Origin of the sequence: Nonomuraea sp. NPDC049649 (genome assembly GCF_040675175.1) — a bacterium.
GTDB lineage: Bacteria > Actinomycetota > Actinomycetes > Streptosporangiales > Streptosporangiaceae > Nonomuraea.
In genome coordinates, this window is the sequence record NZ_JBFAOH010000025.1 from 12,324 (window position 1) to 34,625 (window position 22,302).

General features: G+C 71.9%; 25 protein-coding genes and 1 pseudogene. 18 read left to right on the forward strand and 8 right to left on the reverse strand.

The window, feature by feature from the left end; genetic code table 11:
- Positions 1–38: 38 nt before the first annotated feature.
- Positions 39–473: pseudogene (locus AB0J42_RS26415) on the reverse strand (NAD(P)-binding domain-containing protein); the annotation flags it as partial.
- 29 nt (positions 474–502) lie between these two features.
- Between AB0J42_RS26415 and AB0J42_RS26420 the strand changes: the two are divergent.
- Positions 503–865 (forward strand): MerR family transcriptional regulator, encoded by a 363-nt coding sequence (locus AB0J42_RS26420; protein ID WP_364298894.1) that lies wholly within the window; start codon positions 503–505, stop codon positions 863–865.
- On the opposite strand, the gene AB0J42_RS26425 is transcribed toward AB0J42_RS26420, so the two are convergent.
- Positions 851–1,579, reverse strand: coding sequence for a hypothetical protein (locus AB0J42_RS26425; protein ID WP_364298896.1), 729 nt, complete (start codon positions 1,577–1,579; stop codon positions 851–853). The genes AB0J42_RS26420 and AB0J42_RS26425 overlap by 15 nt on opposite strands.
- Before the next feature lie 140 nt (positions 1,580–1,719).
- On the opposite strand from AB0J42_RS26425, the gene AB0J42_RS26430 reads away from it, so the two are divergent.
- Both AB0J42_RS26430 and AB0J42_RS26435 read left to right on the forward strand, forming a co-directional pair.
- Entirely contained in the window at positions 1,720–2,205 is a 486-nt protein-coding gene (locus tag AB0J42_RS26430) for a hypothetical protein (protein WP_364298898.1), read from the forward strand.
- Positions 2,196–2,843: a hypothetical protein gene (locus AB0J42_RS26435; RefSeq protein ID WP_364298900.1), complete on the forward strand. Its 648-nt coding sequence runs from the start codon at positions 2,196–2,198 to the stop codon at positions 2,841–2,843. Before AB0J42_RS26430 ends, AB0J42_RS26435 begins: the two co-directional genes overlap by 10 nt.
- On the opposite strand, the gene AB0J42_RS26440 is transcribed toward AB0J42_RS26435, so the two are convergent.
- Together AB0J42_RS26440 and AB0J42_RS26445 are read right to left on the reverse strand one after the other, a co-directional pair.
- Positions 2,726–3,466, reverse strand: coding sequence for a class I SAM-dependent methyltransferase (locus tag AB0J42_RS26440; protein WP_364298902.1), 741 nt, complete (start codon positions 3,464–3,466; stop codon positions 2,726–2,728). The genes AB0J42_RS26435 and AB0J42_RS26440 overlap by 118 nt on opposite strands.
- A 38-nt stretch (positions 3,467–3,504) precedes the next feature.
- A complete protein-coding gene (locus tag AB0J42_RS26445; RefSeq protein WP_364298904.1) occupies positions 3,505–4,197 on the reverse strand; it encodes an SRPBCC domain-containing protein in 693 nt (230 codons plus the stop codon).
- Positions 4,198–4,334: 137 nt separating this feature from the next.
- Between AB0J42_RS26445 and AB0J42_RS26450 the strand changes: the two genes are divergently transcribed.
- The gene (locus tag AB0J42_RS26450) at positions 4,335–4,478 is read left to right on the forward strand and encodes a hypothetical protein (RefSeq protein ID WP_364298906.1); all 144 of its coding nucleotides are present in this window, start codon (positions 4,335–4,337) and stop codon (positions 4,476–4,478) included.
- 19 nt (positions 4,479–4,497) lie between these two features.
- Positions 4,498–5,739 carry a DUF1266 domain-containing protein gene (locus AB0J42_RS26455; RefSeq protein WP_364298908.1) on the forward strand — a complete coding sequence of 414 codons (1,242 nt, stop codon included), beginning with the start codon at positions 4,498–4,500 and terminating at the stop codon, positions 5,737–5,739.
- On the opposite strand, the gene AB0J42_RS26460 is transcribed toward AB0J42_RS26455, so the two are convergent.
- Entirely contained in the window at positions 5,736–6,218 is a 483-nt protein-coding gene (locus AB0J42_RS26460) for a hypothetical protein (protein ID WP_364298910.1), read from the reverse strand. The genes AB0J42_RS26455 and AB0J42_RS26460 overlap by 4 nt on opposite strands.
- Positions 6,219–6,411: 193 nt before the next feature.
- Between AB0J42_RS26460 and AB0J42_RS26465 the strand changes: the two genes are divergently transcribed.
- Both AB0J42_RS26465 and AB0J42_RS26470 read left to right on the forward strand, forming a co-directional pair.
- Positions 6,412–7,518 (forward strand): helix-turn-helix transcriptional regulator, encoded by a 1,107-nt coding sequence (locus AB0J42_RS26465; RefSeq protein WP_364298912.1) that lies wholly within the window; start codon positions 6,412–6,414, stop codon positions 7,516–7,518.
- 71 nt (positions 7,519–7,589) lie between these two features.
- Entirely contained in the window at positions 7,590–8,147 is a 558-nt protein-coding gene (locus AB0J42_RS26470; RefSeq protein WP_364298914.1) for a DUF305 domain-containing protein, read from the forward strand.
- Between the two features lie 190 nt (positions 8,148–8,337).
- Here the strand turns inward: AB0J42_RS26470 and AB0J42_RS26475 are convergent, their stop codons facing one another.
- Both AB0J42_RS26475 and AB0J42_RS26480 read right to left on the reverse strand, forming a co-directional pair.
- Positions 8,338–9,210, reverse strand: coding sequence for a hypothetical protein (locus AB0J42_RS26475; RefSeq protein WP_364298916.1), 873 nt, complete (start codon positions 9,208–9,210; stop codon positions 8,338–8,340).
- Positions 9,207–9,608 carry a peptidase inhibitor family I36 protein gene (locus tag AB0J42_RS26480; protein ID WP_364298918.1) on the reverse strand — a complete coding sequence of 134 codons (402 nt, stop codon included), beginning with the start codon at positions 9,606–9,608 and terminating at the stop codon, positions 9,207–9,209. Before AB0J42_RS26480 ends, AB0J42_RS26475 begins: the two co-directional genes overlap by 4 nt.
- A 160-nt stretch (positions 9,609–9,768) precedes the next feature.
- Here AB0J42_RS26480 and AB0J42_RS26485 point away from each other — a divergent pair, with 160 nt between their 5' ends.
- The 11 genes from AB0J42_RS26485 to AB0J42_RS26535 all read left to right on the forward strand — a co-directional run bounded on the left by AB0J42_RS26485 (position 9,769) and on the right by AB0J42_RS26535 (position 21,802).
- Positions 9,769–10,731: a DJ-1/PfpI family protein gene (locus AB0J42_RS26485; RefSeq protein WP_364298920.1), complete on the forward strand. Its 963-nt coding sequence runs from the start codon at positions 9,769–9,771 to the stop codon at positions 10,729–10,731.
- Positions 10,731–11,354: a DJ-1/PfpI family protein gene (locus tag AB0J42_RS26490; RefSeq protein ID WP_364298922.1), complete on the forward strand. Its 624-nt coding sequence runs from the start codon at positions 10,731–10,733 to the stop codon at positions 11,352–11,354. Before AB0J42_RS26485 ends, AB0J42_RS26490 begins: the two co-directional genes overlap by 1 nt.
- An 80-nt stretch (positions 11,355–11,434) precedes the next feature.
- Positions 11,435–12,988, forward strand: coding sequence for an ABC transporter substrate-binding protein (locus AB0J42_RS26495; RefSeq protein WP_364298924.1), 1,554 nt, complete (start codon positions 11,435–11,437; stop codon positions 12,986–12,988).
- Positions 12,985–13,962 carry an ABC transporter permease gene (locus AB0J42_RS26500; RefSeq protein WP_364298926.1) on the forward strand — a complete coding sequence of 326 codons (978 nt, stop codon included), beginning with the start codon at positions 12,985–12,987 and terminating at the stop codon, positions 13,960–13,962. Before AB0J42_RS26495 ends, AB0J42_RS26500 begins: the two co-directional genes overlap by 4 nt.
- On the forward strand, positions 13,962–14,813 hold the full coding sequence (locus AB0J42_RS26505) for an ABC transporter permease (RefSeq protein ID WP_364298928.1): 852 nt from the start codon (positions 13,962–13,964) through the stop codon (positions 14,811–14,813). Before AB0J42_RS26500 ends, AB0J42_RS26505 begins: the two co-directional genes overlap by 1 nt.
- A complete protein-coding gene (locus AB0J42_RS26510) occupies positions 14,810–15,733 on the forward strand; it encodes an ABC transporter ATP-binding protein (RefSeq protein WP_364298930.1) in 924 nt (307 codons plus the stop codon). Before AB0J42_RS26505 ends, AB0J42_RS26510 begins: the two co-directional genes overlap by 4 nt.
- Positions 15,726–16,427, forward strand: a complete 702-nt coding sequence (locus AB0J42_RS26515; RefSeq protein WP_364298931.1) for an ATP-binding cassette domain-containing protein — start codon at positions 15,726–15,728, stop codon at positions 16,425–16,427. Before AB0J42_RS26510 ends, AB0J42_RS26515 begins: the two co-directional genes overlap by 8 nt.
- Positions 16,428–16,507: 80 nt before the next feature.
- Entirely contained in the window at positions 16,508–18,118 is a 1,611-nt protein-coding gene (locus AB0J42_RS26520; RefSeq protein WP_364298933.1) for an ATP-binding cassette domain-containing protein, read from the forward strand.
- A gap of 85 nt (positions 18,119–18,203) precedes the next feature.
- On the forward strand, positions 18,204–19,004 hold the full coding sequence (locus AB0J42_RS26525; RefSeq protein WP_364298935.1) for a hypothetical protein: 801 nt from the start codon (positions 18,204–18,206) through the stop codon (positions 19,002–19,004).
- A 117-nt stretch (positions 19,005–19,121) separates the two neighbouring features.
- Positions 19,122–20,585, forward strand: a complete 1,464-nt coding sequence (locus AB0J42_RS26530) for a hypothetical protein (RefSeq protein WP_364298937.1) — start codon at positions 19,122–19,124, stop codon at positions 20,583–20,585.
- 116 nt (positions 20,586–20,701) lie between these two features.
- Complete coding sequence (locus tag AB0J42_RS26535; RefSeq protein ID WP_364298939.1) at positions 20,702–21,802, forward strand: C40 family peptidase; 1,101 nt, start codon at positions 20,702–20,704, stop codon at positions 21,800–21,802.
- Between the two features lies 1 nt (position 21,803).
- Here the strand turns inward: AB0J42_RS26535 and AB0J42_RS26540 are convergent, their stop codons facing one another.
- Complete coding sequence (locus tag AB0J42_RS26540) at positions 21,804–22,283, reverse strand: inorganic diphosphatase (protein WP_364298941.1); 480 nt, start codon at positions 22,281–22,283, stop codon at positions 21,804–21,806.
- Between the last annotated feature and the right edge of the window lie 19 nt (positions 22,284–22,302).

The following is a 22,302-nucleotide window of genomic DNA, read 5'->3' on the forward strand; positions in this document are numbered from 1 at the left end:
TACCGGTCGAAAGCCTCACGTGAGCCGCTGTAGAGGACGGCCGCGTCCGGCGTGCCGATGGCCTGGGGAACGGCCATGATCGCGCCGTCGAGGTAGGCGCCGCCCCGGCGCGTCACCCGCGCGGCGGTCTCGCGGGCCGCCGCCGGGGTGCCCGAGGTGAGGTTGACCAGGACCCGGCCGCCGAGGTCGTCGCCCAGCCGGTCGAGGAGCCCGAGCACCGCGTCGTGGTCCGAGACGCAGATCACCGTGAGCGGAGCGGCCGCGACCGCCTCGCCGGGCGACGCGGCGAGCCGCGCGCCCTGGCCGACGAGGTCGCCGGCCTTCTCCGCCGTACGGTTCCAGACGGTCGTCGGGTGCCCGTCGCGGAGGAACGCCCCGGCCAGTGCCCGGCCCATGAGGCCGAGACCGAGGACTGTTACGTCGTGGTTCATCATGCTCTCCCAGGGTTGGATGGGAGAATCGTCAAGGTTCATACCGGTATGAAGGTCAAGCTGGAGGGGCGTTGCTGATCGGGGAACTGGCGCGGCGGACCGGGGTCCGCGCGCATCAGCTGCGCTATTACGAGGCCCAAGGGCTGCTGCGGGCGGAGCGGGGCGCCAACGGGTATCGCGAGTACGGTGAGGACGCCGTCCTGACCGTGACCCAGATCCGGCGGCTGCTCGAAGCGGGGCTGACGACGCAGGAGATCGCCTACCTGCTGCCCTGCGCCACCGGCACGGCCCCCGAGCTCGAACCCTGCCCGGAGCTGCTGGAGACGCTGCGGGCCCGGCTGAACGGGCTGGACGAGCGGATCGACACGCTCACCCGGACCCGCCGGGTGCTCCGCGACTACATAGAGGTCACCGAGCGCTCAGTGCCGGCGTAGGTCACCGGTCATCGGGTCGAGGGTGTAGACGACGTCCCAGCCGTCGCGGACCCGGAGACGTCCCTGCTCGGTCCAGCCGAGGACGGCCTCGACGATCGTGTCGCCGCGGATGGCGGCCCTGGACACGCGCCTGCCGGGGCCCACGTCGAAGGTCTCGACCTGGGTCGCGTTCCGGAGGATCACCAGGCGGCGGCCGTCGGGGGAGAGGACGTACGTGTCGGGGATGACGTTCTCCGCGTACGTGCGGACGGGGAGGCTCAGGCGCTCGCGGCCCCGGTGGTCGAGGACGAGCACCTTCGACGGGGTAGTGGCGACGATGCCGCTCTCGTTGAGGTCGTGGACCTGCCGGGCCTCGGGGATCGACAGCGTCTTCCAGGTCTTGGTATCGAAGATCTGGGCGCCGTTCTTGGCCAGGGCGACATAGCGGTTCTGCCGGGCGAAGGTGACCTCCGGTACGGCGGAGCCGGCGAGGGGGTCGGTGAGGGGGTGGGTCTCGTCCTGCCTCTGGTACGTCATGCGGTGGTCATATCTGCTCAGGTAGACGACGGTTTTACGGTCGGGGCCGAGCTCGAAGGGCGCTACGCGGGGTGGTGCGCCGCCGACGATGACGTACGGGGCGGCCTGGGGGAACGGCTCGCCGTTGACCAGCCATGACTGACAGGGATCGGGCCGCACGACGTTGAAGGCGCAGGCGGGCCGGTCGTATTCAGTCACTTTCTCGAATTCCGCACTGCCCCCGTGGAAGGGCTGCGGCGGCGTGTATCCGGGGAGTTCCCGTTCCGACGCCTGGCCCGGGGTGAGCACCGCGGCCGATAGGACGTCAATTTGGTATCGCCACGCGGCGTGCTTACGTCGTGCGATTACGCGCCGCAATGGTGGCGGCGCTGTCACTCGCCGCGCTCGCCGCGGTTTTCTGGAGTTCGGGCGCGATAACGCCGCACATCCACTGGGGAGCGACCGGCCTCTTCACGTATGTGGACGAGAACGGGGAGCTGACCACCCACCTGACTATCGACGTTGAGAACGAGGGAATAACCCCCTTCGTTCTGACCGGCATATCAACGGATATCCCCGGCATGCGCTTCGCCGACACGGAGACGAAAGAGGTCACCGTGTCCCCGGGCGGGTTCGAGATGGTGAAAGCGACGGTGGTCATCACCGACTGCACGGCCGTACCGCACGAACCCCAGCCGCTCCGTTACACCTATCGCACGTGGTTGCACTCCGGCACGGCCGAGACGGTGTGGGACTCGCCGCGCATCGGCGGCGTCCCCATCGCCTGGCAGCAATGGCTCTCCACCGGGGCCTGCAGCGAGGCGGTGCGCGACGTATGGCCCTGACCCAGCCCTACCAGGGGAACCCCGTCGGAGTCCGCCCCCTCGCCAAGATCGCCGGCGGCCTGGCCGTGGTGTACTGCGGCTTCCGCATCAACAACTTCGACCTGCTGCTGAACCCCGTCGGATGGGCCCTGTGCGCCTCGGCGCTGGACCGCCTCCGAGGCCCCGTCGGAGAGCCCTTCGACCGCGCCCGAGCCGTCGCCCTCGTCATGGTCTGCGTCTCGGCGATCGACCAGCTCGCCGTCTTGAACGCGGGAGACCTCGAACCCACCGCCGCCGTGCAAGTGATCGGCTACACCGACAACCTGGGCGGCATCACGGCGGTCTGGCTGATCGCCGACGCCGTCGTCCGGCGGCTCCGCGCGGACGGGCACGGCTCCAGGGCGGCGGTCGTCGACGTGCTGCGCTGGACCGTGACCGGCCTCTCGGTGCTCGGCACGATGGCCGGGCTCGGCTACGCCGCCCTGGGACCCGCCCTCGCCGTCGTCTGGTTCATCAGCCTCGCCGCCCTGGTCGTGATCCTCTACGGCTCGGCCGACCTCATCACCGCCCCAGCCCGCACTGAAGACGTGCCGGCCCGTTCGGAGGACGCGCCGGAACCGCCTGCTCCGCCCTCCGACGGGCGGGCGACCAGCACGTAGCGCTCGTCGTCCACCCGGCGGCCCCACAGCGCCGGGTCGTCCAGCCGCTCATGGCGGACCACCCGCGCCATCGGGGCTAGCGCGCTGACCAGCCGGTCGGCGGGCACCCCGCCCATCCAGGGCAGCCGCGGAGATCCCGCCGCATAGGGGGTCCCGGCGGAAGCGCTCCACCGGCCCTCGACCAGCACCAGCCGCCCGCCCGGCCGGAGCAGGCCCAGCCAGCGGCGGAGCGCATCCTCGGGCGCGGGCAGCGTCCACAGCAGATGGCGTACGAGCACCGCGTCGAACCCCGGCTCGACGGGCGGATCGGCGGCGTCCCCCACCAGCAGGGGCACCTCGAAGCCCGCCTCCCCCAGCTTCCGCCCCGCCTGCTCGATCATGCGCGGGGAGAGGTCGACCCCGGTGGGCCGGTGACCCTGCTGAGCGAGGAGGAGAGTCAGCGAGCCCGTGCCGCAGCCCAGGTCGAGAACGTCGGAGGCGGCGGTGGGCAGCCACTCGGTGAGCCGCAGCCACCAGGCGGCGCGGACGTGCGGGCTGCGGAGACCGTGGTCGGGCTCCTGGTCGAAGGAGTCGGCGGAAGAGTCCCAGAAGGTGGCGATGGGAGCGAGATCGGATGTCGGCACCCGCGCAGTGTGGCAGCGGCCCCCGACAGTTTCGCGGCTCAGGAGGCCGGGACCGCCGCGGACCACCAGGTGTTCCAGCGCTCCTCCAGGCCCGCGAACTCCTCGTCCGTCAGACCGTACGTGGTCAAAATCATCATGGCCATGCCCTCGGGATGGACGGCGGAGGGCGGCAGGTGTGAGGCGATCAGCAGACCGTCCCCCCAGCCGTCCACGGTGAGGCCGAGTTGGTGCTCGGAGCGGAACCAGACGGTCCCGGAAAGGCGCTCCCCGGCGGCGGCGTGCTCGTAGGGCGCGCCGGGTTCGAGGGCGGCGAGCGGGTCCAGCCCAGCCGGCGTGGTGCCCTGACCCGAGAGGAAGACGGTGCGCCGATCGGCCCCCGGGTGGCGCTCCAGGGCGAACCTGAGCTGCTGGATGAAGGTGAGCCACCCCTCGTTGACGTCCTCGTAGTAGGCGTCCCACTCGGGGTCGCCGCTGAGCGGGGCGCGGGTCATGCGCAGCCGGGTCCGGCCCTCACCGGCGTCGGCCAGCTCGAACCTGTCGCCGCCCTGGACCTCCATCCAGCGCTCTTCGGGCGACTCGGTGACGTGCTGGGCGTAGATGAGGTCGATCTCCTGGTCGAGCCCGTCGGCCTGCCAGCCGTGCCAGTGCCGGATCTGCTCGGGGTCGCGCAGCGCCCGCCACACGTCCGCGACCGGCGCGGAGATGGTGACCTCCACGGTGAACTCCGTCATGAGCCTGGCTCCTCGCATGTCGAGTGTGCACTTTTCAGGACTACGCCCTGATACATCGGTGATGAACGACCCGCTGCCGCACCGTAAGCGACGGCGCTCGACCGAGCGTCGCAGAAATCTCTTACGGGGAGAACAGCATGAACAGCATCCTGCTCGGCGACCTGGCCGCCGGGCTGCGGGCCGCTACGGCCTTCGCCGACCAGGCCGACACCCCGCGAGGCTGCGAGACGATCAACCGCTACGTGAACTCCAGTACCGGGCTTCGTCACATGATCCATTGAGTCGCTATATTTCGTGCCCATGCTGTCCGAGGACGAGACGCACGACGAAGTTCTCCCGAACGTGGACGACCCGCCGGACGGGGAACGGTGGCTCGCCCCCGCGCTCCGGGAACAGCGCCTCTACGAGCTCTGCCGCGACGGCAGCGACGAGGCGCACCTGGACTACCTGCGGATCGTCGCCGCCGAAGGGCTCTACCGGCCGGTGGCGCTCGCGGACGCCGAGGGCAGCGACGGGGCGGCGCCGCTGCACGTGACGACGCTGCCGGACGGGCACCGGCTGGTGCAGGTCTACACGGCGGGCGTGCTGCCGAGACCGCATCCGGACGTGGTGTACGAGTTCATCACCCTGCGCGGCCTGGTCGCGCTCTGGCCGGAGGGCGTGCGCATCCTCATGGTGAACGGCGCGACACCGTGCGCCAGGGCCTTCCTCGCCGCCGAGGACGAATGGGACACCTGGCTCCGGCTGCACGACGAGCTGTTCGAACCGGACGGCACCTGCGACCGCGTGGAGACCCGCCGCACCGGCGTCCCCCAGGACGTGGACCTGCTGCGCGGCCTCGCCTGCGGAGCCCACCTCTGCTACGGCAACGGCGACGCCTGGAACACCCTCGACTGGCACGGCGCCGGCTACAGCAGCGAGGTCGAGCGGCTGGCCGGAAGCTGGGGGATCGAGGACCACGACACCTGGCTGGAGACCGTCGAACGGCTGCTCGCCGCCGAGCTCAGCCCCTGGGTGTGGGAGTACGTGCTCGGCGCCCGCCTCTGGCTGGCCCGCGAGACCGGCGAGCGGCGCGTCGACCCGGTGATGTGGCGCGACTGCGTGGAGCAGAGCATCCGCGAGCAGCTCAAGGGCGAGGTCTCCGGCGAGGAGCTGGACGACCTGTCGGTGAGCCTGCGCGGCCTGGTCGGCAAGATCATGCGGTACGAGTCACGTTTCCGGGCCGACGGCCTCCTCCCGCCCGACGGATACGTGCGCACCGTCGTCGCGTGGGACCTGGGCCGCGCCACGATGGTGGCCCGCTGGGGCCTGGGCGCCCGATACGCCACCGAGCAGGAGCTGCGCGGGGCGGTCGAGCGGGCGGGCAAGGCGGTGCAGGCCTCGTACCTCTCGTGGCCGGACTTCTCGGCCGGCTACGTGCTCGGCCGCTGCCTGCACTTCGACGCGGAGGCGTTCGGCGACTGGTACACCTCCGTGCTGGAAGCCCACCGCGCCCTCCTGGCCGCCCCCGACAGCCCCTGGAACACCGTCCCCCTGCACTAGCCGCGCACGCAGAGATTGGACTTCGTGGAGAACAGGCCGTAGTGCTTCCCCCAGTGGACGCGGCCCGTCGCCATGAGGCAGCCGCGGGAGACGGTCAGCCGGGCGGTGTCGGTACGGCCGGAGTACCAGCCGCGCTTGGCCGTCGACTGCAGCTGCCCGTCACACCGGCCGTAGCTGCCGCTGGGGCGGGCGCACTGCTTCAGCATGATCGTCATGTGCTTCCTGGTGCCCCAGGTGGCGTTCGTGGAGTTGAGGAACGCGCAGGCGGTCGCCGTGCGCGAGTCGTAGAAGACGTGGATGTACGCGGCCTTCAGCATCTGCCGGGTGTAGACCGCCTCCCGCATGACCCGCTTCCCTGAGCACTGCGGCAACTGGGCGGACTGGGCGGACTGGGCGGACTGTGCGGACTGGGCGGACGCAGTGGCAGGCAGACCGGCCAGGGTAATGGCGGCGACGAGCCCGACGATCAGCGATCGCACGAGGCCTCCTCTTCGGTTCCGGCTCGCACCGGTGTGCGAGCATGGGCGGCGTTTGCTGGAAGCAGGTTGGCCCGGTGCCGCCGGCGGATGCCAGGGGGTGCGACGTGTGCACACTTGCGCCCTCTTGCGCACCTGGCTTCACCTGCGGTTTCACGCTCTGATGTGCAATTGCGGGGAAGGGGCCGCACACAGGATGGGGACGTTCGAGGAGCTCGTCGACCGGCTCGCCGCGGCGCTGGACGAGGCGGCGGAGGGCATCCGGGAGGCGCTGCGCTCTCGGGGACGCCCGCAGAAATTCCTCGCGAACCGGGTCGCGGACGCCAGCCCCTCACTCATCTCCCGATGGCTGTCGGGAGCCCGCCAGCTGAGCGAGCGCAACCGCCTGCCCGGCGCGGAGGCGATGCGGCAGATCGCCGCCGTGCTCGAACTGCCCCCGCAGCGAGCCCGCGAGCTGGCCGCGCTCGGCGAGCGCATCGACGAGCTGCGCACCAGACTGGAGAGCGAGGAGCGCGGCTGGCGCGCCAAGGCCGCCGAGTACCGCGACCGCGCGGACACGCCCCCGTCGGGGTCGGATACGCCCCCGTCGGGGTCGGACGCGCTCCCGCCCCCGCCGCCGGACGCCCTCCCGCCCCCGCCGCGGCCGGGCGCGCTCCCTCCTCAGCCGCAGCAGGACGCGCTTCTTCCTCAGCCACGGCCAGACGCGCTCTCTGCTCAGCCGCGGCCGGATGCCCTCCCGCCCACGTCTGGGTCGGACGTCCCACCACCCCCGTCGCGGTCGGGCGCGCTCCCTCCTCAGTCGCGGCCGGTCGAGCGCAGGACGGTGCCGCTCATGACCGCGGCGATCGCCGCGGCGACCGCCGCGGTGATCTCCTTCCTGGGCGGGATGCTGGCGGGCCGGAGCTGGGCCGGGGAGCCGCCGCCCGCGACGACCGTCGCGGCGGCCGGGCAGGGTGCCGGAGAGCGGTGCAGTCCGTGGACCGACGCCGGGGACGGGGTCCAGCTGGAGGCGTGCGTCCGGGTCCGTGACGGCCGCATGCTGATCAGGAACCGGTTGCGCGGCCCGGCGGGCACCCGGGCGGACATGGTGGTGCAGGGGTACGACACGTTCCTGGAGAAGCCGGTCACCAAGGAGCTGAAGTGCCACCAGATGCACCTCACGGCCGAGGGGCAGGTCCAGACCTGCGGCTGGCACGAGATCAGACCGCCGTACGGGTCGGAGTACGCGACGCGGGCCGGGTGGCGGAAGGCCGGTGAGGGCCCGTTCGGCGGGCATGTGCTGAGCCCGGGCCTGCACTGGTGACCGCTTGACGGATCGGGCGGGTATGCCCAAACCTGGGAAGGTTTCTTACCGCATGCCCCAGGGGAGCGCCGGTGGGCCAGAACACTGCCGGGGTGGTGCCGCGCTGGCTGGCCGCCCTGGCGCTGCTGCTCGTGGCCGCCTGCGGCACGGGCGGATCCGGCGAGCCGCCGGTGAACGCCGACGACGTGATGTTCACCCAGATGATGGTGCAGCACCACCGGCAGGGCATCGAGATCGCCAAGGTCGGCGCGGAACGGGCCACCACGGAGGAGCTGAAGACCCTCGCCGCGGCGATCGCGAGCACGCAGCAGAGCGAGGTGGAGATGATGCTGCGCTGGCTGCACGCCTGGGGGCAGCCGCTCACGCCGCCCGACGGGGCGCACGATCATCATGGCGGGCTGCTGGAGACCGACCGGAAGAAGATCGCCGCCCTCAAGACGGCCGACCCGTTCGAGCCGGAGCTCCTCGCCATGCTCATGGCCCACCAGGAAGGCGCGGTCCAGATGGCCGCGACGGAGATCCGCGAGGGCGTGAACCCGGAGGCGACCCGCTGGGCGGGCAAGGTGCAGGAGTCACGCAAGTCCCAGATCGAGCAGCTACGGCAACTCCTCACCAAAATCACCAGCTAGCCACCCCAAGCGTCACCGCTCGGACACTCGTCGCCCGCCACACCCACCTCGTCTGTGACCCCGCTACGTCCCTCATCTGCGACCCCGGCCACGTCCCTCATCCGCGACCCCGGCCACCTCCACGCGACGAGGGCGGGCTGTTCTGTTCTGGCGCGGGCCCCGCCTATCCCGGGTGTTCTGGCGGGCCCGCCTATCCCTGGTGTTCTGGGCTCCGCTGGGGTTCGGTGGTGTCGGGGTGTGCGGCGTCTTTCTGTTTGGCGGAGCGGTGGCGTTCGAGGATGGCGGTGGCGCGCTGGACGCGTTCGTTCAGGTCGGTGCGGAGCAGGGCGAAGCGGCCCGCGTGCTTGTGGACCAGTTTGCGCTGCAGCGCGGCGTCGGCCGCGTGCCAGCGGGACACCAGCCCCGACGACCACTTGCAGGTGGCGTCGGCGACGGCGGTCCGCTTCTCGTCGTCGCTGATCGCGGGTTTCTCCAGGTCCCAGCGGGAGTCGCCGATCGCGGCCTCCGGTGACGGGTACGGGTGGCCCGCGGCTTTCATGCACTCCGCCCAGCGCGCCACGGCGTCGCGGACGCCGGGGCGTTCGGCGGAGCGTTCGAGGGTGCGGGCGTCGCGCCGGACCAGCCAGCGCCACGGCGCCCGGTCCGACGCTCCCAGCCGGGCCGCCGCCTGTTCCTCGCATCCGTCGGGCCCGTACAGCGCCCGTTCGATCTGCCCTTTCACCCGGCGGGCCTTCTTCGCACGTGAGGGCGTCTCGGTGGGGAGGTGGTAGCCGTAGAGGCGGGCCTGTTCGGGGTCGGCGACGCCGTAGCGGCGGGAGTTGCCGGGGTCGACGGGCGCGGCCGGGAGCGGTGTGCGGGGTTTGACGCCGCGGCGTTTCAGGCAGCGGGCGACCAGGGCGCGGTGGGCGGTGTTGAGCAGCGCCCGCTGGCCCGGCGCCGGTTTGTAGGCGTCGAACGGCAGCTTCAAATCGTCGACCGCGGCGACGTCGGGCTCTTCCGGCGGCGCGGTCGTACAGCCGGCCGCGACCGACACCACCAGCCCGAGGACGAGGAGCCTGATCATCGGCACCAGATGTCGATCGAGCTGACGCGGTTGTTGCCGATGGTGTTGTTGGCGAGGTAGCGGTCGCCGGAGCCGTGGCCGAAGGTGCTGTGGGCGCCGGTGAAGTGGGGCTTCTGCCAGAGTGTCACCGGGCAGCCGATCCGGTTCTTGATCGAGCTGGTCTCGTTGTTCATGCTCTGGAGTGAGTCGGTGTAGTCCCATCGCAGCCAGTTGTCGTCTGCCAGGTTGGCGTCGTCGCGGACGAAGTCGCGCCAGAGGTCGACCTGGCCGCGGTTGTACTGGAATCCCGCGTACAGGCAGACCCGGCCGTGGAAGCAGGCCGAGCGGGGGCTCGCCTCCGCCACCCCGGGGACGAGCAGGACGAGCAGGACGCCGGCCACGAAGGCGGACAGCCTCAACAGGAGCCTCCTTGTCGGTGCGCTGGGGGGATATCGCTAACCTAGCGTGTGCGTACGCATACTCCAGGTCATGGCGCGCGCCTCCGGGTAAAGCCGATGGCGTAATCCGCAATTCCCGTGTCATTGACGTCACCAGATGCCCCTGACCAGCATGGAAGTCATGAGAAGGCGGATCGTCCTGGTGGTCTACGACGGCTTCCAGCTGCTCGACCTCGCCGGTCCCGCCGACGTGTTCGCGGCGGCGGACCTGGTGGCGGAGGGCGGTTACGAGGTGGAGGTCACCGCGCCTCGGGTGGGTCAGGTGCCCGCGCAGCACGGTGTCGAGGTCGCTGTACGGACGCCGCTGCGCGAGGTCGGCGGCCCGATCGACACGCTGGTGGTCGTCGGCGGCCTGACCACGATGACGCACGCCCGTGACGCGGAGACGGTGTCGGAGATCGTCAGGCTGTCGCGGCTGGCGCGCCGGACCGCGTCCGTGTGCAGCGGCGCGTTCCTGCTGGCCGCGGCGGGGTTGCTGGACGGGCGGCGGGCCACCACGCACTGGCTGGTCGCCGAGAAGCTCGGCACGTGGTACCCGGGGGTCACGGTCGAGCCGGACGCGATCTACATCCGCGACGGCCACCTGTGGACCTCCGCCGGGGTCACCGCGGGCATCGACCTGGCGCTCGCGCTGGTGGCCGAGGACCACGGGCACGAGCTGGCCCGGCGGGTGGCCTGCGGGCTGGTCGTCTACCTGCACCGGCCGGGCGGGCAGAGCCAGTTCAGCACGGCGATGAGCGTCCCCGCCCCGCGCGGTGAGCCGCTGCGCGAGCTGCAGGCGTTCATCGACGCGAACCCGGCCGCCGACCTGAGCGTGCCCGCGCTGGCCAGGCGCGCCGGCATGAGCGAGCGGCACTTCTCCCGCGTCTTCACCGAGCAGACCGGGACGTCTCCGGGCAGGTACGTGGAGCGCAGCCGCGCCGACGCGGCCCGGCGGCTGCTGGAGATCACCGACCATCCGCTGGACCGCGTGGCCCGGGAGTCCGGGCTGGGCCGGCCCGAGACGCTCTACCGCGTCTTCCGCCGCCACCTGCGCGTCTCACCCGGCGACTACCGCCGCCGGTTCCACACCAAGGAGAGCTGATGCACGTCGCCATCCCCCTCTACGACCGGTTCACCGCGCTGGACGCGGTCGGCCCGTACACCGTGCTGGCGTTCGCGCCCGGCTGGACTGTGACGTTCGTCGCATCCGAGCCGGGGCCGGTGGTCGACGACCGGGGCAGCCTGAGCATCGCCGCCACCGCGAGCTACGAGGAGGTGCCCAGGCCGGACGTGATCGTGGTGCCCGGCGGCGTCGGCACCTTCGACGCGCTCGGCGACGAGGCCCTGGTCGGCTGGATCCGCGAGGCCGACGCGCACACCCGCTGGACGACCTCGGTGTGCAGCGGCTCGCTCCTGCTGGGCGCGGCGGGGCTGCTGCGCGGGCGCCGGGCGACCAGCCACTGGGCGGTGACCGGTTTCCTGGCCGGGGCCGGGGCGGAGGCGGTGACCGAGCGGGTGGTGGCCGACGGCAAGATCGTCACCGCGGCCGGGGTGTCGGCCGGCATCGACATGGCGCTCGACCTGCTCGGGCGGGCCTCCGGCGCCGACACCGCCGAGGCGGTGCAGCTGGTCATCGAGTACGACCCGGCTCCGCCGTACGACGCCGGTGCGATCGCGAAGGCCTCCGAGGGGCTGCGTGAACGGGCAGCAGCCCTGCTCGGGTAGTTTTCTACCGACCTGTCCGATACGGAGTCGTAATTGCGAAGGATTTGCAATTAGGAACTTCGGGCTTTAGCGTCACCTGCATGGGTCGTGGATTCGTACTGCTGGTGGCGATGCTCCTCGCGATCGCCGGATGCGCGGCGCCGACGGAGCCGGACGCCGCGGGTGTGAGCGAGGAGACCGTCGTCTTCGGGCTCAGCTCCGAGCCCGACACCCTCAACCCGGTGCTCGGATACTCGCCCGACGGCGGCTCGCTGATCTTCGACGGCCTCCTGCGCCGCACCCCTGACCTGAAGCTGCACCCCGCGCTCGCCGAGAGCGTCCCCGACGCCGTCGGCACCGAGATCACCTTCACCCTCCGCCAGGGCGTCACCTTCCACGACGGCAGGCCGCTGACCGCCGAGGACGTCGCGTACACCTACAACCAGGTGCTCGCGCCCGAGAACAACTCGCCCATCCGCGGCGACTACGCGGCCATCGAGAAGGTCGAGGCGAGCGACGAGCGGACCGTCGTCTTCCACCTCAAGCACCCGTACGCGCCCGTGCTCCAGCGCGCCACCCTCGGCGTCATCCCGGCGGGCTCCGACCTGGCCGCCCTGGGCAACGCCCCCGTCGGGACCGGCCCGTACACCTTCACCTCCTGGACCAAGGGCGACAAGATCGCGCTGACCGCCAACGAGAAGTACTGGAACGGCGCGCCCGCGATCCGCTCGCTGGTCCTCGCCTACACCTCGGACGACAACGCGCGCGCCACCCGGATGGCGGCCGGCGAGTTCACCGCCACCGAGCTGCCGCCCAAGGCCGCCGCCAGGTTCAAGGACCAGGAGGGCGTCACCGTCCACGAGACGCCCAGCGCCGACTACCGGGGCATCATGTTCCCGATGAAGCACCCGGTGACCGGCGACCGGGCCATCCGCAAGGCGCTCGACCTGGCCGTCGACCGGGAGGCGATGGTGTCGGCGATCCTCGCCGGCGCGGGCAGCCCCGCCTTCGGGCCCGTCGTGCCCGGCACCGACTGGCACAACCCGGCCGTGACCGGCTCCGCCCGCCCCGACACCGAGGCCGCCGGGAAGCTCCTCGACGAGGCCGGATGGAAGGCAGGGCCGGACGGCATCCGGGTCAAGGACGGCACCGCCGCGCGGTTCACGCTCATGTACCCGGCGGGCGACTCGCTGCGCAAGGAACTCGCCCTGGCCTTCGCCTCCGACGCCAAGCGGATCGGCATCGACATCCAACTCGCCGGGCTCGAATGGGAGGCCATCGACCCGCGCATGGACACCGACGCGCTGATCATGGGCTTCGGCACCCCGTACGACCCGGACCACACCAACTACGAGCTGTTCCACTCCGCGTACGCGGGCCAGGGCTACTTCAACCCCGGCCACTACGACAACCCCGAGGTGGACCGGCTCCTCGAAACCGGGCGCGAGACCGCCGACCAGGCCGCCCGGGAGAAGGCGTACCACGAGTTCCAGCAGGTCATCAGCGACGACGCGCCCTGGGTGTACCTGGTGTACCTCAAGCACGTCTACGTCGTGCGCGGAAGCTGGACCGGCCTGGAGACCGGCATCGAGGCACACGAGCACGCCACCGCCGGCCTGCTCGGCACGGTCACCGACTGGAAGCCCGCGCCGTGACCTGGCTGCGGATCATCGGCTGGCGGCTCGTCTTCTCCGTGCCGCTGCTGCTCGCGGTGACGTTCGGGATGTTCGTGCTGGCCAAGGCGTCCCCGTTCGACCCCGTACGGCAGTATCTGGGCGACCGGGCGATGGTGACCAGCCCGGAGATCATGGCCGAGATCCGCGCCAACTGGGGGGTGGACCGGCCGCTGCTGGAGCAGTACACCACCTGGCTCGGCAACCTGCTCCAGGGCGAGCTGGGCGAGTCCAGGTCTCTGCGGCTGCCCGTCACCCAGGTGATCGGCGAACGGCTCGGCTGGACGCTCCTCGTCGTCGGCTGCGCGCTGGTCGTCATGCTGGCCATCGGCCTGGTCCTCGGCACGCTGGCCGCCTGGCGGCGCGACTCCTGGCTGGACCGGGCGCTCACCGGCGGCGCCTTCGCCACCGAGGCGGCCCCGGTGTTCTGGGTCGGGCTGCTGGCCATCTGGGTGTTCGCGGTGTCGCTCGGCTGGCTGCCCGCCGGCGGCCTGACCGACGCCGCCGCCACCGAGGTCACCTTCACCGGCCTGCTGCGCCACCTCACGCTGCCGGTGCTCGTGCTCGCGGTCTCGCAGTCCTCGTGGCTGCTCCTGTACGTGCGAGAGTCCGTCATCGGCGTGCTCCGGGAGGACTTCGTGCTCGGCGCCCGGGCGAGAGGGCTGCGGGAGCGGACCGTGCTGGTACGGCACGCGCTCCGGTCGGCGCTGCTGCCGTTCATCACGATCATGGGAGCCCGGGTGCCCGAACTGGTGACCGGGGTGATCCTGGTCGAGGCGGTGTTCGCGCTGCCCGGCGTGGCGGGGACCACGATCAAGGCCGCGCTGGCGGTGGACTTCCCGCTGCTGGCGGCGCTCACCCTGCTGGCCACGATCGCCGTCGTGCTCGGCAACCTGCTGGCCGACCTCGCCTACACCCTGGCCGACCCGCGGGTCCGCGTGCTGGGGGTGAGCTGATGGCCGCCGTCGAAGCCACCGCCGGCCGGCGCCCGGGGCGGCGGCCCGTGCTGGCCGTCGCCACGCTGGCCGTGCTGGTGCTCGCCGCGCTCGTGGTGCCGCTGGTCGCCCAGCTCGACCAGCAGCTCGTGGACCTGCGCTCGGCCGGTCTGCCGCCGTCGCTCGCGCACCCGTTCGGCACCGACGAGGTCGGCCGTGACGTGCTGCTGCGCTCGATCTACGGGCTGCGCGTCTCGATGCTCGTCGGCCTGGTCGCTGCCGTGGTCAGCGTCGTGATCGGCGGCCTGGTCGGGCTCGTCGCCGGGACGCTCGGCGGGCTCGTGGACCGGCTGCTCATGCGGGTCGTGGACGGCTTCAACTCGCTGCCGCACCTGCTGTTCGGCGTCTTCATCGTGGCCATGTTCGCGCCCAGCCCGACCGCGGTGGTGGTGGCCGTGGCCGTCACCCACTGGACCACCGCCGCCCGCATCGTCCGCTCCGAGGTGCTGTCGCTGCGCGGCCGGCCGTTCGTGGACGCCGCCATCTCCGGCGGCTCCACCCGGGCCCGCGTCATCCGGCGGCACTTCCTGCCCAACCTGGCCCCGCACCTGCTGCTCGCCACCGTCCTGATGATCCCGCACGCCATCTGGCACGAGACCGCGCTCAGCTTCCTCGGCCTCGGCCTGCCGCCCCACATGGCCTCGCTCGGCAACATGATCAACGACGGGCAGCGGTCGCTGCTGGCCGGCGACTGGTGGTCCAGCCTCTTCCCCGGCCTGCTCATCCTGCTGCCGACGCTGGCCCTGTCGGCGCTCGCCCAGCACGTGCGCGATCGCGCCAACCCGCGCTGGAGATCGGAGCTGGTCCTGTGAAGCTGCGCGTGGACGGCCTGACCGTCAGATTCCGCATCCCGGGCGCGACCGTGCACGCGGTCACCGACGCCTCCTTCGAGCTGTCGGAGGGCCGCTGCCTGGCGCTCGTGGGCGAGTCCGGATGCGGCAAGTCCGTCATGGCCCACGCCCTGCTCGGCCTGCTCCCGGCCAACGCCACCGTGACCGGCCACGCCTGGCTCGACCCCACCGCCACCCGCACGGACTCTTCCGGGGAAGCCCTCGACCTGATCACGGCGCCGGAGAAGACGCTGGCCCGGCAGGTCAGAGGCCGCCGGATCGGCCTCATCCCGCAGAGCCCCGCCGCCCACCTCACCCCCGTCCGCACCGCCCGCGCCCACCTGGCCGAGACACTGCGCGAGCTCGGCCGTACCGAGACCCCGGACGCGCTCGCCGCCCGCGCCGGCCTGCGCCCCGAAGACCTCGACCGCTACCCGCACCAGCTCTCCGGCGGCATGGCGCAGCGCGTCGCCAACGCCCTCGCGCTCGCCGGAGACCCGCCGCTGATCATCGCCGACGAGCCCACCACCGGCCTGGACCGGCCGCTCGTCGACGCCACCATGACCGAGCTGCGGCGGCTGCGCGACGAGGGCCGTGCCGTCCTGCTCATCACCCACGACCTGCGCGCCGCCGAACAGGTCGCCGACGAGGTGGCCGTCATGTACGCGGGCCGCATCGTCGAGCTGGCCGAGGCGGAGAGCTTCTTCACCCGCCCCCGCCACCCGTACGCGCGAGGACTGCTCGACGCCCTCCCGACGCGCGCCTTCAAGCCCGTCCCCGGCCGTCCGCCGGAGCTCACCCGGCTCCCGGCGGGCTGCGCTTTCCAGCCCCGCTGCCCGCTCGCCACCCCGCTCTGCGACGAGCAGCCCAAGCTGAACGGAGTCGCCTGCCACCATGTCTGAGCCGACCAGCACCCTGACCGTCCCCGACACCCGTACCCAGCAGGCCCCGGGCCTGGAGGCCGAGGAGATCACCGTCTCCTTCGGCCGCCACCGCGTCCTCGACCGGGTCTCCATCGCGCTCCGCCCCGGCGAGACCCTGGGCCTGGCCGGGCCCAGCGGCTGCGGCAAATCCACCCTCGCCCGCGTGCTGGCTCTCCTGCTGCGACCCTCCCGCGGCACCGTACGGATGGACGGCCACCCGATCAGCCGCTGGCGCCACCGCGCCCCGCAGCGCACCCGCGTCGCCCTGATCTTCCAGCAGCCCCGGATGGCCGTGGACCCCCGCTTCACCCTGGAGGACGTCTTCACCGAACCCCTCCGCGCCACCCGCCGCCCCCTCGACCGCGCCTACGAGCTCGCCGAGGACCTGGGCCTCACCCGGGAGCTGTTCACCCGCCGCCCCCACGAGGTCTCCGACGGCCAGCTCCAGCGCGCCTGCGTGGCCCGCGCCCTCGCCCTGGAGCCCGCGTACCTGATCTGCGACGAGATGACCACCATGCTCGACGCCTCCACCCAGGCCCACCTGGTCTCCCGCATCGAGGCCTACCGCGAGCGGACCGGCGCCGCCGTCCTCGCCATCAGCCACGACACCGAACTCCTCGACCGCTGGACGGACGGCAACGTCCACTCGTGGCACGGAGCCGTGCCCGCTTAGCCGGGTCGGCGGCGGAAAAATCGGATGCTCGCTGCGTAACCGGCAGGTACCCTCCACGGAGATCGAGGAGGGGAAGTGTCGTGGGACACGTCGAGGTCGCTCATCTGACGTATGTGCTGCCCGACGGGCGGCCACTGCTCAACGACGTGTCGTTCCGCATCGGCGAAGGCGTCAAGGCCGCGCTGGTGGGGCCGAACGGGGCCGGGAAGACGACGCTGATGCGGCTGATCGCGGGTGACCTGCAGCCGGTCGAGGGGAACGCGGTGTCCTCCGGCGGGCTGGGCGTGATGCGGCAGTTCATCGGCAACGTGCGCGACGGCAGCAACGTCCACGACCTGCTGCTGAGCGTGGCGCCGCCCGCCGTGCGGCAGGCGGCCGGGCGGCTGGAGCAGGCCGAGCTGGCCATGATGGAGCGCGACGACGAGAAGACGCAGCTCCGCTACGCGCAGGCGATCAGCGACTACACCGACGCCGGCGGGTACGAGATCGAGGTGCTGTGGGACACGTGCACGGTCGCCGCGCTGGGTGTTCCGTACGATCGCGTGAAATATCGGGACGTGGCCACGCTCTCCGGCGGTGAGCAGAAACGGCTGGTGCTGGAGGCGCTGCTGCGCGGCCCCGACCAGACGCTGCTGCTCGACGAGCCCGACAACTACCTCGACGTGCCGGGCAAGGAGTGGCTGGAAGGGCAGCTCCGCGAGACCCCGAAGACCGTGCTGCTGGTCAGCCACGACCGCCAGCTCCTGGCCAACGCCGCCGACCGGATCGTCACCGTGGAGTCCGGCGGCGTCTGGATCCACGGCGGCGGCTTCGCCACGTACGCGGAGGCGCGCAAGGCCAGGAACGAACGCCTCGACGAGCTGCGGCGGCGCTGGGACGAGGAGCACGCCAAGCTCAAGGCCCTGGTCAACATGCTGAAGAACAAGGCCCGCTACAACGACGGCCTGGCCGCCGCCTACCACGCGGCCCAGACGCGGCTGCGCAAGTTCGAGGAGGCGGGGCCGCCGGAGACGCCGCCGGCCGACCAGAACATCAGCATGCGCCTGCGGGGCGGCCGCACCGGCAAGCGCGCGGTCATCTGCGAGCGGCTGGAGCTGACCGGCCTGATGAAGCCGTTCGACCTGGAGGTCTGGTACGGCGAGCGGGTCGCGGTGCTCGGCTCGAACGGCTCCGGCAAGTCGCACTTCCTGCGGCTGCTGGCGGGCGAGGAGGTCCGCCACACCGGCACGGCCCGGCTCGGCGCCCGTGTGGTGCCCGGCCACTTCGCCCAGACGCACGCCCGGCCCGACCTGCTCGGCCGCACCCCGGCCGAGATCGTGATGATCGAGCACGCCAAGCTCAAGAACGAGGCGATGAAGGCGCTGGCCCGCTACGAGCTGGCGGGCCTGGTCGCCGAGCAGCGGTTCGAGACGCTGTCGGGCGGCCAGCAGGCCAGGCTGCAGATCCTGCTGCTGGAGCTGTCCGGGGCCACGTTGCTGCTGCTCGACGAGCCGACGGACAACCTCGACCTGGCCAGCGCCGAGGCGCTGCAGGAAGGGCTGGAGGCGTTCGACGGCACGGTGCTCGCGGTCACCCACGACCGGTGGTTCGCGGCTGATTTCGATCGCTATTTGATATTCGGCGCGGATGGCGAGGTTTATGAAGCGGCGGAGCCGGTCTGGGATGAAAAGCGGGTCGTCCGCGCCCGATAAAAGAGCCTGATGGTAAATCAAAGAGTTGGTACGCCCGGCGCGTGTCAGGGGCCGGACGTGCCCATGCCCGGGTTATCACGGCAAAGTGATCCCGCGTAGCCGAATCGTCAGCCTCCTCGCACTCGGGGCGATCTGCCTCGCCGGCTGCTCGTCCGAGGAGCCGGCCCAGCAGCAGCTCAAACCGCTCACCCTTATGGAACAGGCGTCGAACGTCGTGAAGTCGGGCGACGCGTACGCCGTCACCTGGTCAGGCGTCCTGGCCAACGGAAACCCGTGGCACTTCGGCGAGCACGTCGTGGCCACCGTCGTGGGCAAGGACGCCGGAGGCCGCGAGGTCTTCCGGATGGACCAGCCGCTCGACGCCGTGCCGCCGGGCGGGTCGCTCGCCTTCACCGGCGAGACCACCGCGACCGCCAAACCCGCCAAGGTCAACGTCGAGTACCGGCCCGCGCAGTGGCGGCAGGCGTCCCGGGTGCCGTCGGCCTTCCGCCCGTTCCCGGTGTCGCGGGTGCAGACCATCCGTCAGAAGGACGGCTCGTACCTCGTCACCGGATACGTCGCGAACCCGTACCGGCTGCCCGCGAGCAGCCTGGTGGTGAGCGCGCTGCTGCGCGACGCAGGCGGCAAGCTGCTCGGCGGCGGCAGCACGTTCGTGGACGACGTGCAGGCGGGCCGGCCGCCGCGCTTCATCCTCACCGTCACCGGGCTGCCGGCCGGGTCGAAGGTGGGCAGGACCGAGGTGACGGCCCGCACCTGGGGGTCGACCGCGCGCCCGTACGAGGAACTGGCGATGGGCGGCGCGATGCCGATGCACACGGTCAAGCCGACGACCGAGCCGTTCCAGACGGACCGGGGGAGTGAACTCCTCTCAGGCTCGTCGGGGTAAACAAACCGGTAAATACCGGCGAAATGCCAAACGATTTTCTGGCTTGCTCGTGACAAGGGATGTGAATCGCGCGGAATCGGTAGAACTACAAGTTACGACTCCATTACCTTCGGTCACATGACTGACCGCGCTCTGGTCGACGCCCTGCGTGCCGGCGACTCCGGTGCCCTAGCCGCGCTCTACGACGCGTACGCCGAGAGCCTCTACCGCTACTGCTGGTCCCTGCTCCGCGAAGCCGACAGCGCCCAGGTGGCGCTGCGCGACGCGCTGATCGCGGCGGAGGCTCACGCCGGCTCGCTGGCGGACCCCGGCATGCTCCGCCCCTGGCTGTACGCGCTGGCCAGGAGCGAGTGCCGGCGCCGCCGGGCGGCCGGGCCGCAGGACGCGGGCGAGGCCCTGGCGGGCGCGCCCGAGCCCGACGACCCGGACGACGCCGACCTGCGCGTCATGGCCTGGCACGCGGTCCACAGCCTGCCCGCCGCCGACCGCGAGGTGCTGGAGCTCGACACCCGGCACGGGCTGACCACCGCCGGGCTCGCCGCCGTCCTCGGCGTCCCGGCGCGCCGCCTCGACGCCGTCCGCGAACAGGCGCGCGACCGGCTGCGCGACGCGATCACCGCCGAGATCCTCGCCATGAAAGGCCCGTACGACTGCCCGCAACGCGCCGCCATCCTCACCGGCTACACCGGGGAGCTGACGCCCGGGATGCGCGAGCAGCTCGTCCGCCACCTCGCCCGGTGCGAGACCTGCTCGCCGCACCGCAACCGGCAGGTGTCGGCGGCGAAGGTGTTCGAGCTGCTGCCCCAGGTCACGCTCCCGGAGGCGCTCCGGGTCCGGGTGCTGAGCTGCTTCGTCGACCCGGAGCTGTTCCTCTACCGCCGGTACGTCGCCCGGCGGTCGCAGACGCTGGACAGCGCCGGATTTCCCCTCGTCACCGAGCGGAAGGCGCGTACCTGGCCCCGGGCGGTGGCGTGCGCGGTGGCGGTCGTCGCGACCGTGGTGGCGGTAGCGGGCATCTTCGACTACTTCGGCAAGGAGGTCTCCGAGCCGCCGGGACTCGCCACCGCGGCGCTCCCCCCGGACGGGGAGCCTCCCAGCCTCCCCTGGCACCGCAGCGACGCCACCGCCGAGCCGCGCGTCGACAGCACCGGCATCCGGCCGCTCGACGTGGCCACCGCGGGTGAGACCACCCCGCCGGACGGGGTGGTCTCACCCGCCGCCGAGACGACCCGGGCCCTCGTCCCCACCACCCGGGGGTCGACCCCGGCCACCCGCGCCCCCCAGCCCGCGCCCACCACCCCCCAGAGCGGCGGCAGCCCTTCCTCCCTGGAACCCGGCGAGCCGACCGGCCCCCCTATCACCCGGACCCCCAAAACCCCCTGCCCCACGTCAACCCCCACCCGCCCGACCCACCGCCCCACCGATCGGCCCACTCGCCCGACCCACCGCCCCACCATCCGCCCGACCCGGCCGACGCCGACCCCGACCCCCACACAGGACCCGGTGCCGACGCCCTCGCCCCAGCCGACCCCGACCGCGTCTCCCGCACCCCCAACCCCGCCGCCGACTGCCGCGGGATAGGTGATCTCCTCTGAGACTCGGATCAGTGGAAACCCCGCTGGTGTGACTGGTGGGATAGGAGTGTGTATCGGTAACAGTAGGGAACTGTGTGCATAGAGTGACCGCGGGGGGATTCTATGCACGTCCGAGCCGGAATCCTGCTCGCCTGTCTGGCCGTCACGCTCAGCCCGCCGGTGCACGCCGAGCCGGCTCCCCCCTCCCGTGACATCGCCAAGGCGCGGCAGGACGTACGGGAAAGAGCGCAGGAGCTGGGCCGGGCCAGCGCCGCGCTGGCCGAGGCGCAGGCGCGCCTGGAGGAGCTGGCCGCCGAGGCCGAGCGGCGGGTGGAGGCGTACAACGGCGAGCTGGTCATGCTGCGGCGGGCGGAGGAGTCGCACGAGCGGGCGCTGGCCCGGCTGACGTCGGCGGAAGAGGAGGTCGAACGCGCCCGGGAGCCGGTGGCGGTGATGGCCGCGCAGGCGTACGGCGGGATGTGGCTGCCCGCCGTGATCCCCGGCTCCGACGCCGGCCACGACGACGGCTACCTGCACCGCGCCGGCACGCTGCGACAGCTCGGCAGGGAACGGGCCCAGGTGCTCTCCCGGATGCGCGACGCCCAGCAGGTGGCCGCGATCCTGCGCGCCCAGGCGGCCGAGGCGTACGACGCCCAGCAGGCGGCCGCCACCGCCGCCGCCGACGCCAAGGCCGCCGCGGAGAAGGCGCTGGCCAGGCAGAAACGCGAGACGAAGACGCTGACAGCGGAGCGCGACGCCCTGCGACGGCGGGTGGACGCGGCGCGCGACCGCGCGGACCGGCTGGCCAGGAGACAGGTCGCCGGGCGGTTCCGGGTGCCGCTCAGCCGCGGGTCGAGCAACGGCGACCGGGCCGCGAACTGGGCGCTCACCCAGCTCGGCAAGCCCTACCTGTGGGCCGCCGCCGGGCCGCGGAGCTACGACTGCTCAGGTCTGACGATGCGGGCGTGGGAACGGGCCGGGGTGCGGCTCGACCACTGGACCGGCACGCAGTGGACGTCCGGCCCGAACGTCCCGCTGAACCGGCTGCGCCGCGGCGACCTGCTCTTCTTCGGACACAACAAGCACGACCCGCGCACCATCCACCACGTGGGCATCTACGTCGGGCGCGGCCTGATGGTGCACGCCCCGCAGACCGGCGACGTGGTGCGCGTCGCCTCCATGTGGCGACGGGACCTGGTGGGCGCCACCAGGCCCCGTCCGTGAGTCAGTGTTTGGCCCGCTCGAAGGACCGCTGGATCTCGGCCTCGGCCTCGATGCGGCCCACCCAGTTGGCGCCCTCGACCGACTTGCCCGGCTCCAGGTCCTTGTAGACCTCGAAGAAGTGCTGTATCTCCAGGCGGTCGAACTCCGCCACGTGGTGGATGTCCTGGATGTGAGCCATCCGCGGGTCGGTGGCGGGGACGCACAGGACCTTGTCGTCGCCGCCCTTCTCGTCGGTCATGCGGAACATGCCGACCGCCCGGCAGGTGATGTAGCAGCCGGGGAAGGTCGGTTCCTGCAGCAGCACCAGCGCGTCGAGGGGGTCGCCGTCCTCACCGAGCGTGTTCTCGATGAATCCGTAGTCGGCGGGATACTGCGTGGAGGTGAACAACAGCCGGTCAAGCCTGATCTTGCCGGATTCGTGGTCCACTTCGTACTTGTTCCGTTGCCCCTTGGGAATCTCAACGACAACGTCGAACTCCACCGCGGTTCCTCCGCTCGCG

What these genes read in the sequence shown, in the direction of transcription:
- AB0J42_RS26435 (WP_364298900.1), top strand. Translation starts at nt 2,196, where the DNA reads ATGGCCCTGACCCAGCCCTACCAGGGGAACCCCGTCGGAGTCCGCCCC.
- AB0J42_RS26445 (WP_364298904.1), bottom strand. Translation starts at nt 4,197, where the DNA reads ATGACGGAGTTCACCGTGGAGGTCACCATCTCCGCGCCGGTCGCGGAC.
- AB0J42_RS26450 (WP_364298906.1), top strand. Translation starts at nt 4,335, where the DNA reads ATGAACAGCATCCTGCTCGGCGACCTGGCCGCCGGGCTGCGGGCCGCT.
- AB0J42_RS26455 (WP_364298908.1), top strand. Translation starts at nt 4,498, where the DNA reads ATGCTGTCCGAGGACGAGACGCACGACGAAGTTCTCCCGAACGTGGAC.
- AB0J42_RS26465 (WP_364298912.1), top strand. Translation starts at nt 6,412, where the DNA reads ATGGGGACGTTCGAGGAGCTCGTCGACCGGCTCGCCGCGGCGCTGGAC.
- AB0J42_RS26475 (WP_364298916.1), bottom strand. Translation starts at nt 9,210, where the DNA reads ATGATCAGGCTCCTCGTCCTCGGGCTGGTGGTGTCGGTCGCGGCCGGC.
- AB0J42_RS26485 (WP_364298920.1), top strand. Translation starts at nt 9,769, where the DNA reads ATGAGAAGGCGGATCGTCCTGGTGGTCTACGACGGCTTCCAGCTGCTC.
- AB0J42_RS26490 (WP_364298922.1), top strand. Translation starts at nt 10,731, where the DNA reads ATGCACGTCGCCATCCCCCTCTACGACCGGTTCACCGCGCTGGACGCG.
- AB0J42_RS26495 (WP_364298924.1), top strand. Translation starts at nt 11,435, where the DNA reads ATGGGTCGTGGATTCGTACTGCTGGTGGCGATGCTCCTCGCGATCGCC.
- AB0J42_RS26505 (WP_364298928.1), top strand. Translation starts at nt 13,962, where the DNA reads ATGGCCGCCGTCGAAGCCACCGCCGGCCGGCGCCCGGGGCGGCGGCCC.
- AB0J42_RS26515 (WP_364298931.1), top strand. Translation starts at nt 15,726, where the DNA reads ATGTCTGAGCCGACCAGCACCCTGACCGTCCCCGACACCCGTACCCAG.
- AB0J42_RS26530 (WP_364298937.1), top strand. Translation starts at nt 19,122, where the DNA reads ATGACTGACCGCGCTCTGGTCGACGCCCTGCGTGCCGGCGACTCCGGT.
- AB0J42_RS26535 (WP_364298939.1), top strand. Translation starts at nt 20,702, where the DNA reads ATGCACGTCCGAGCCGGAATCCTGCTCGCCTGTCTGGCCGTCACGCTC.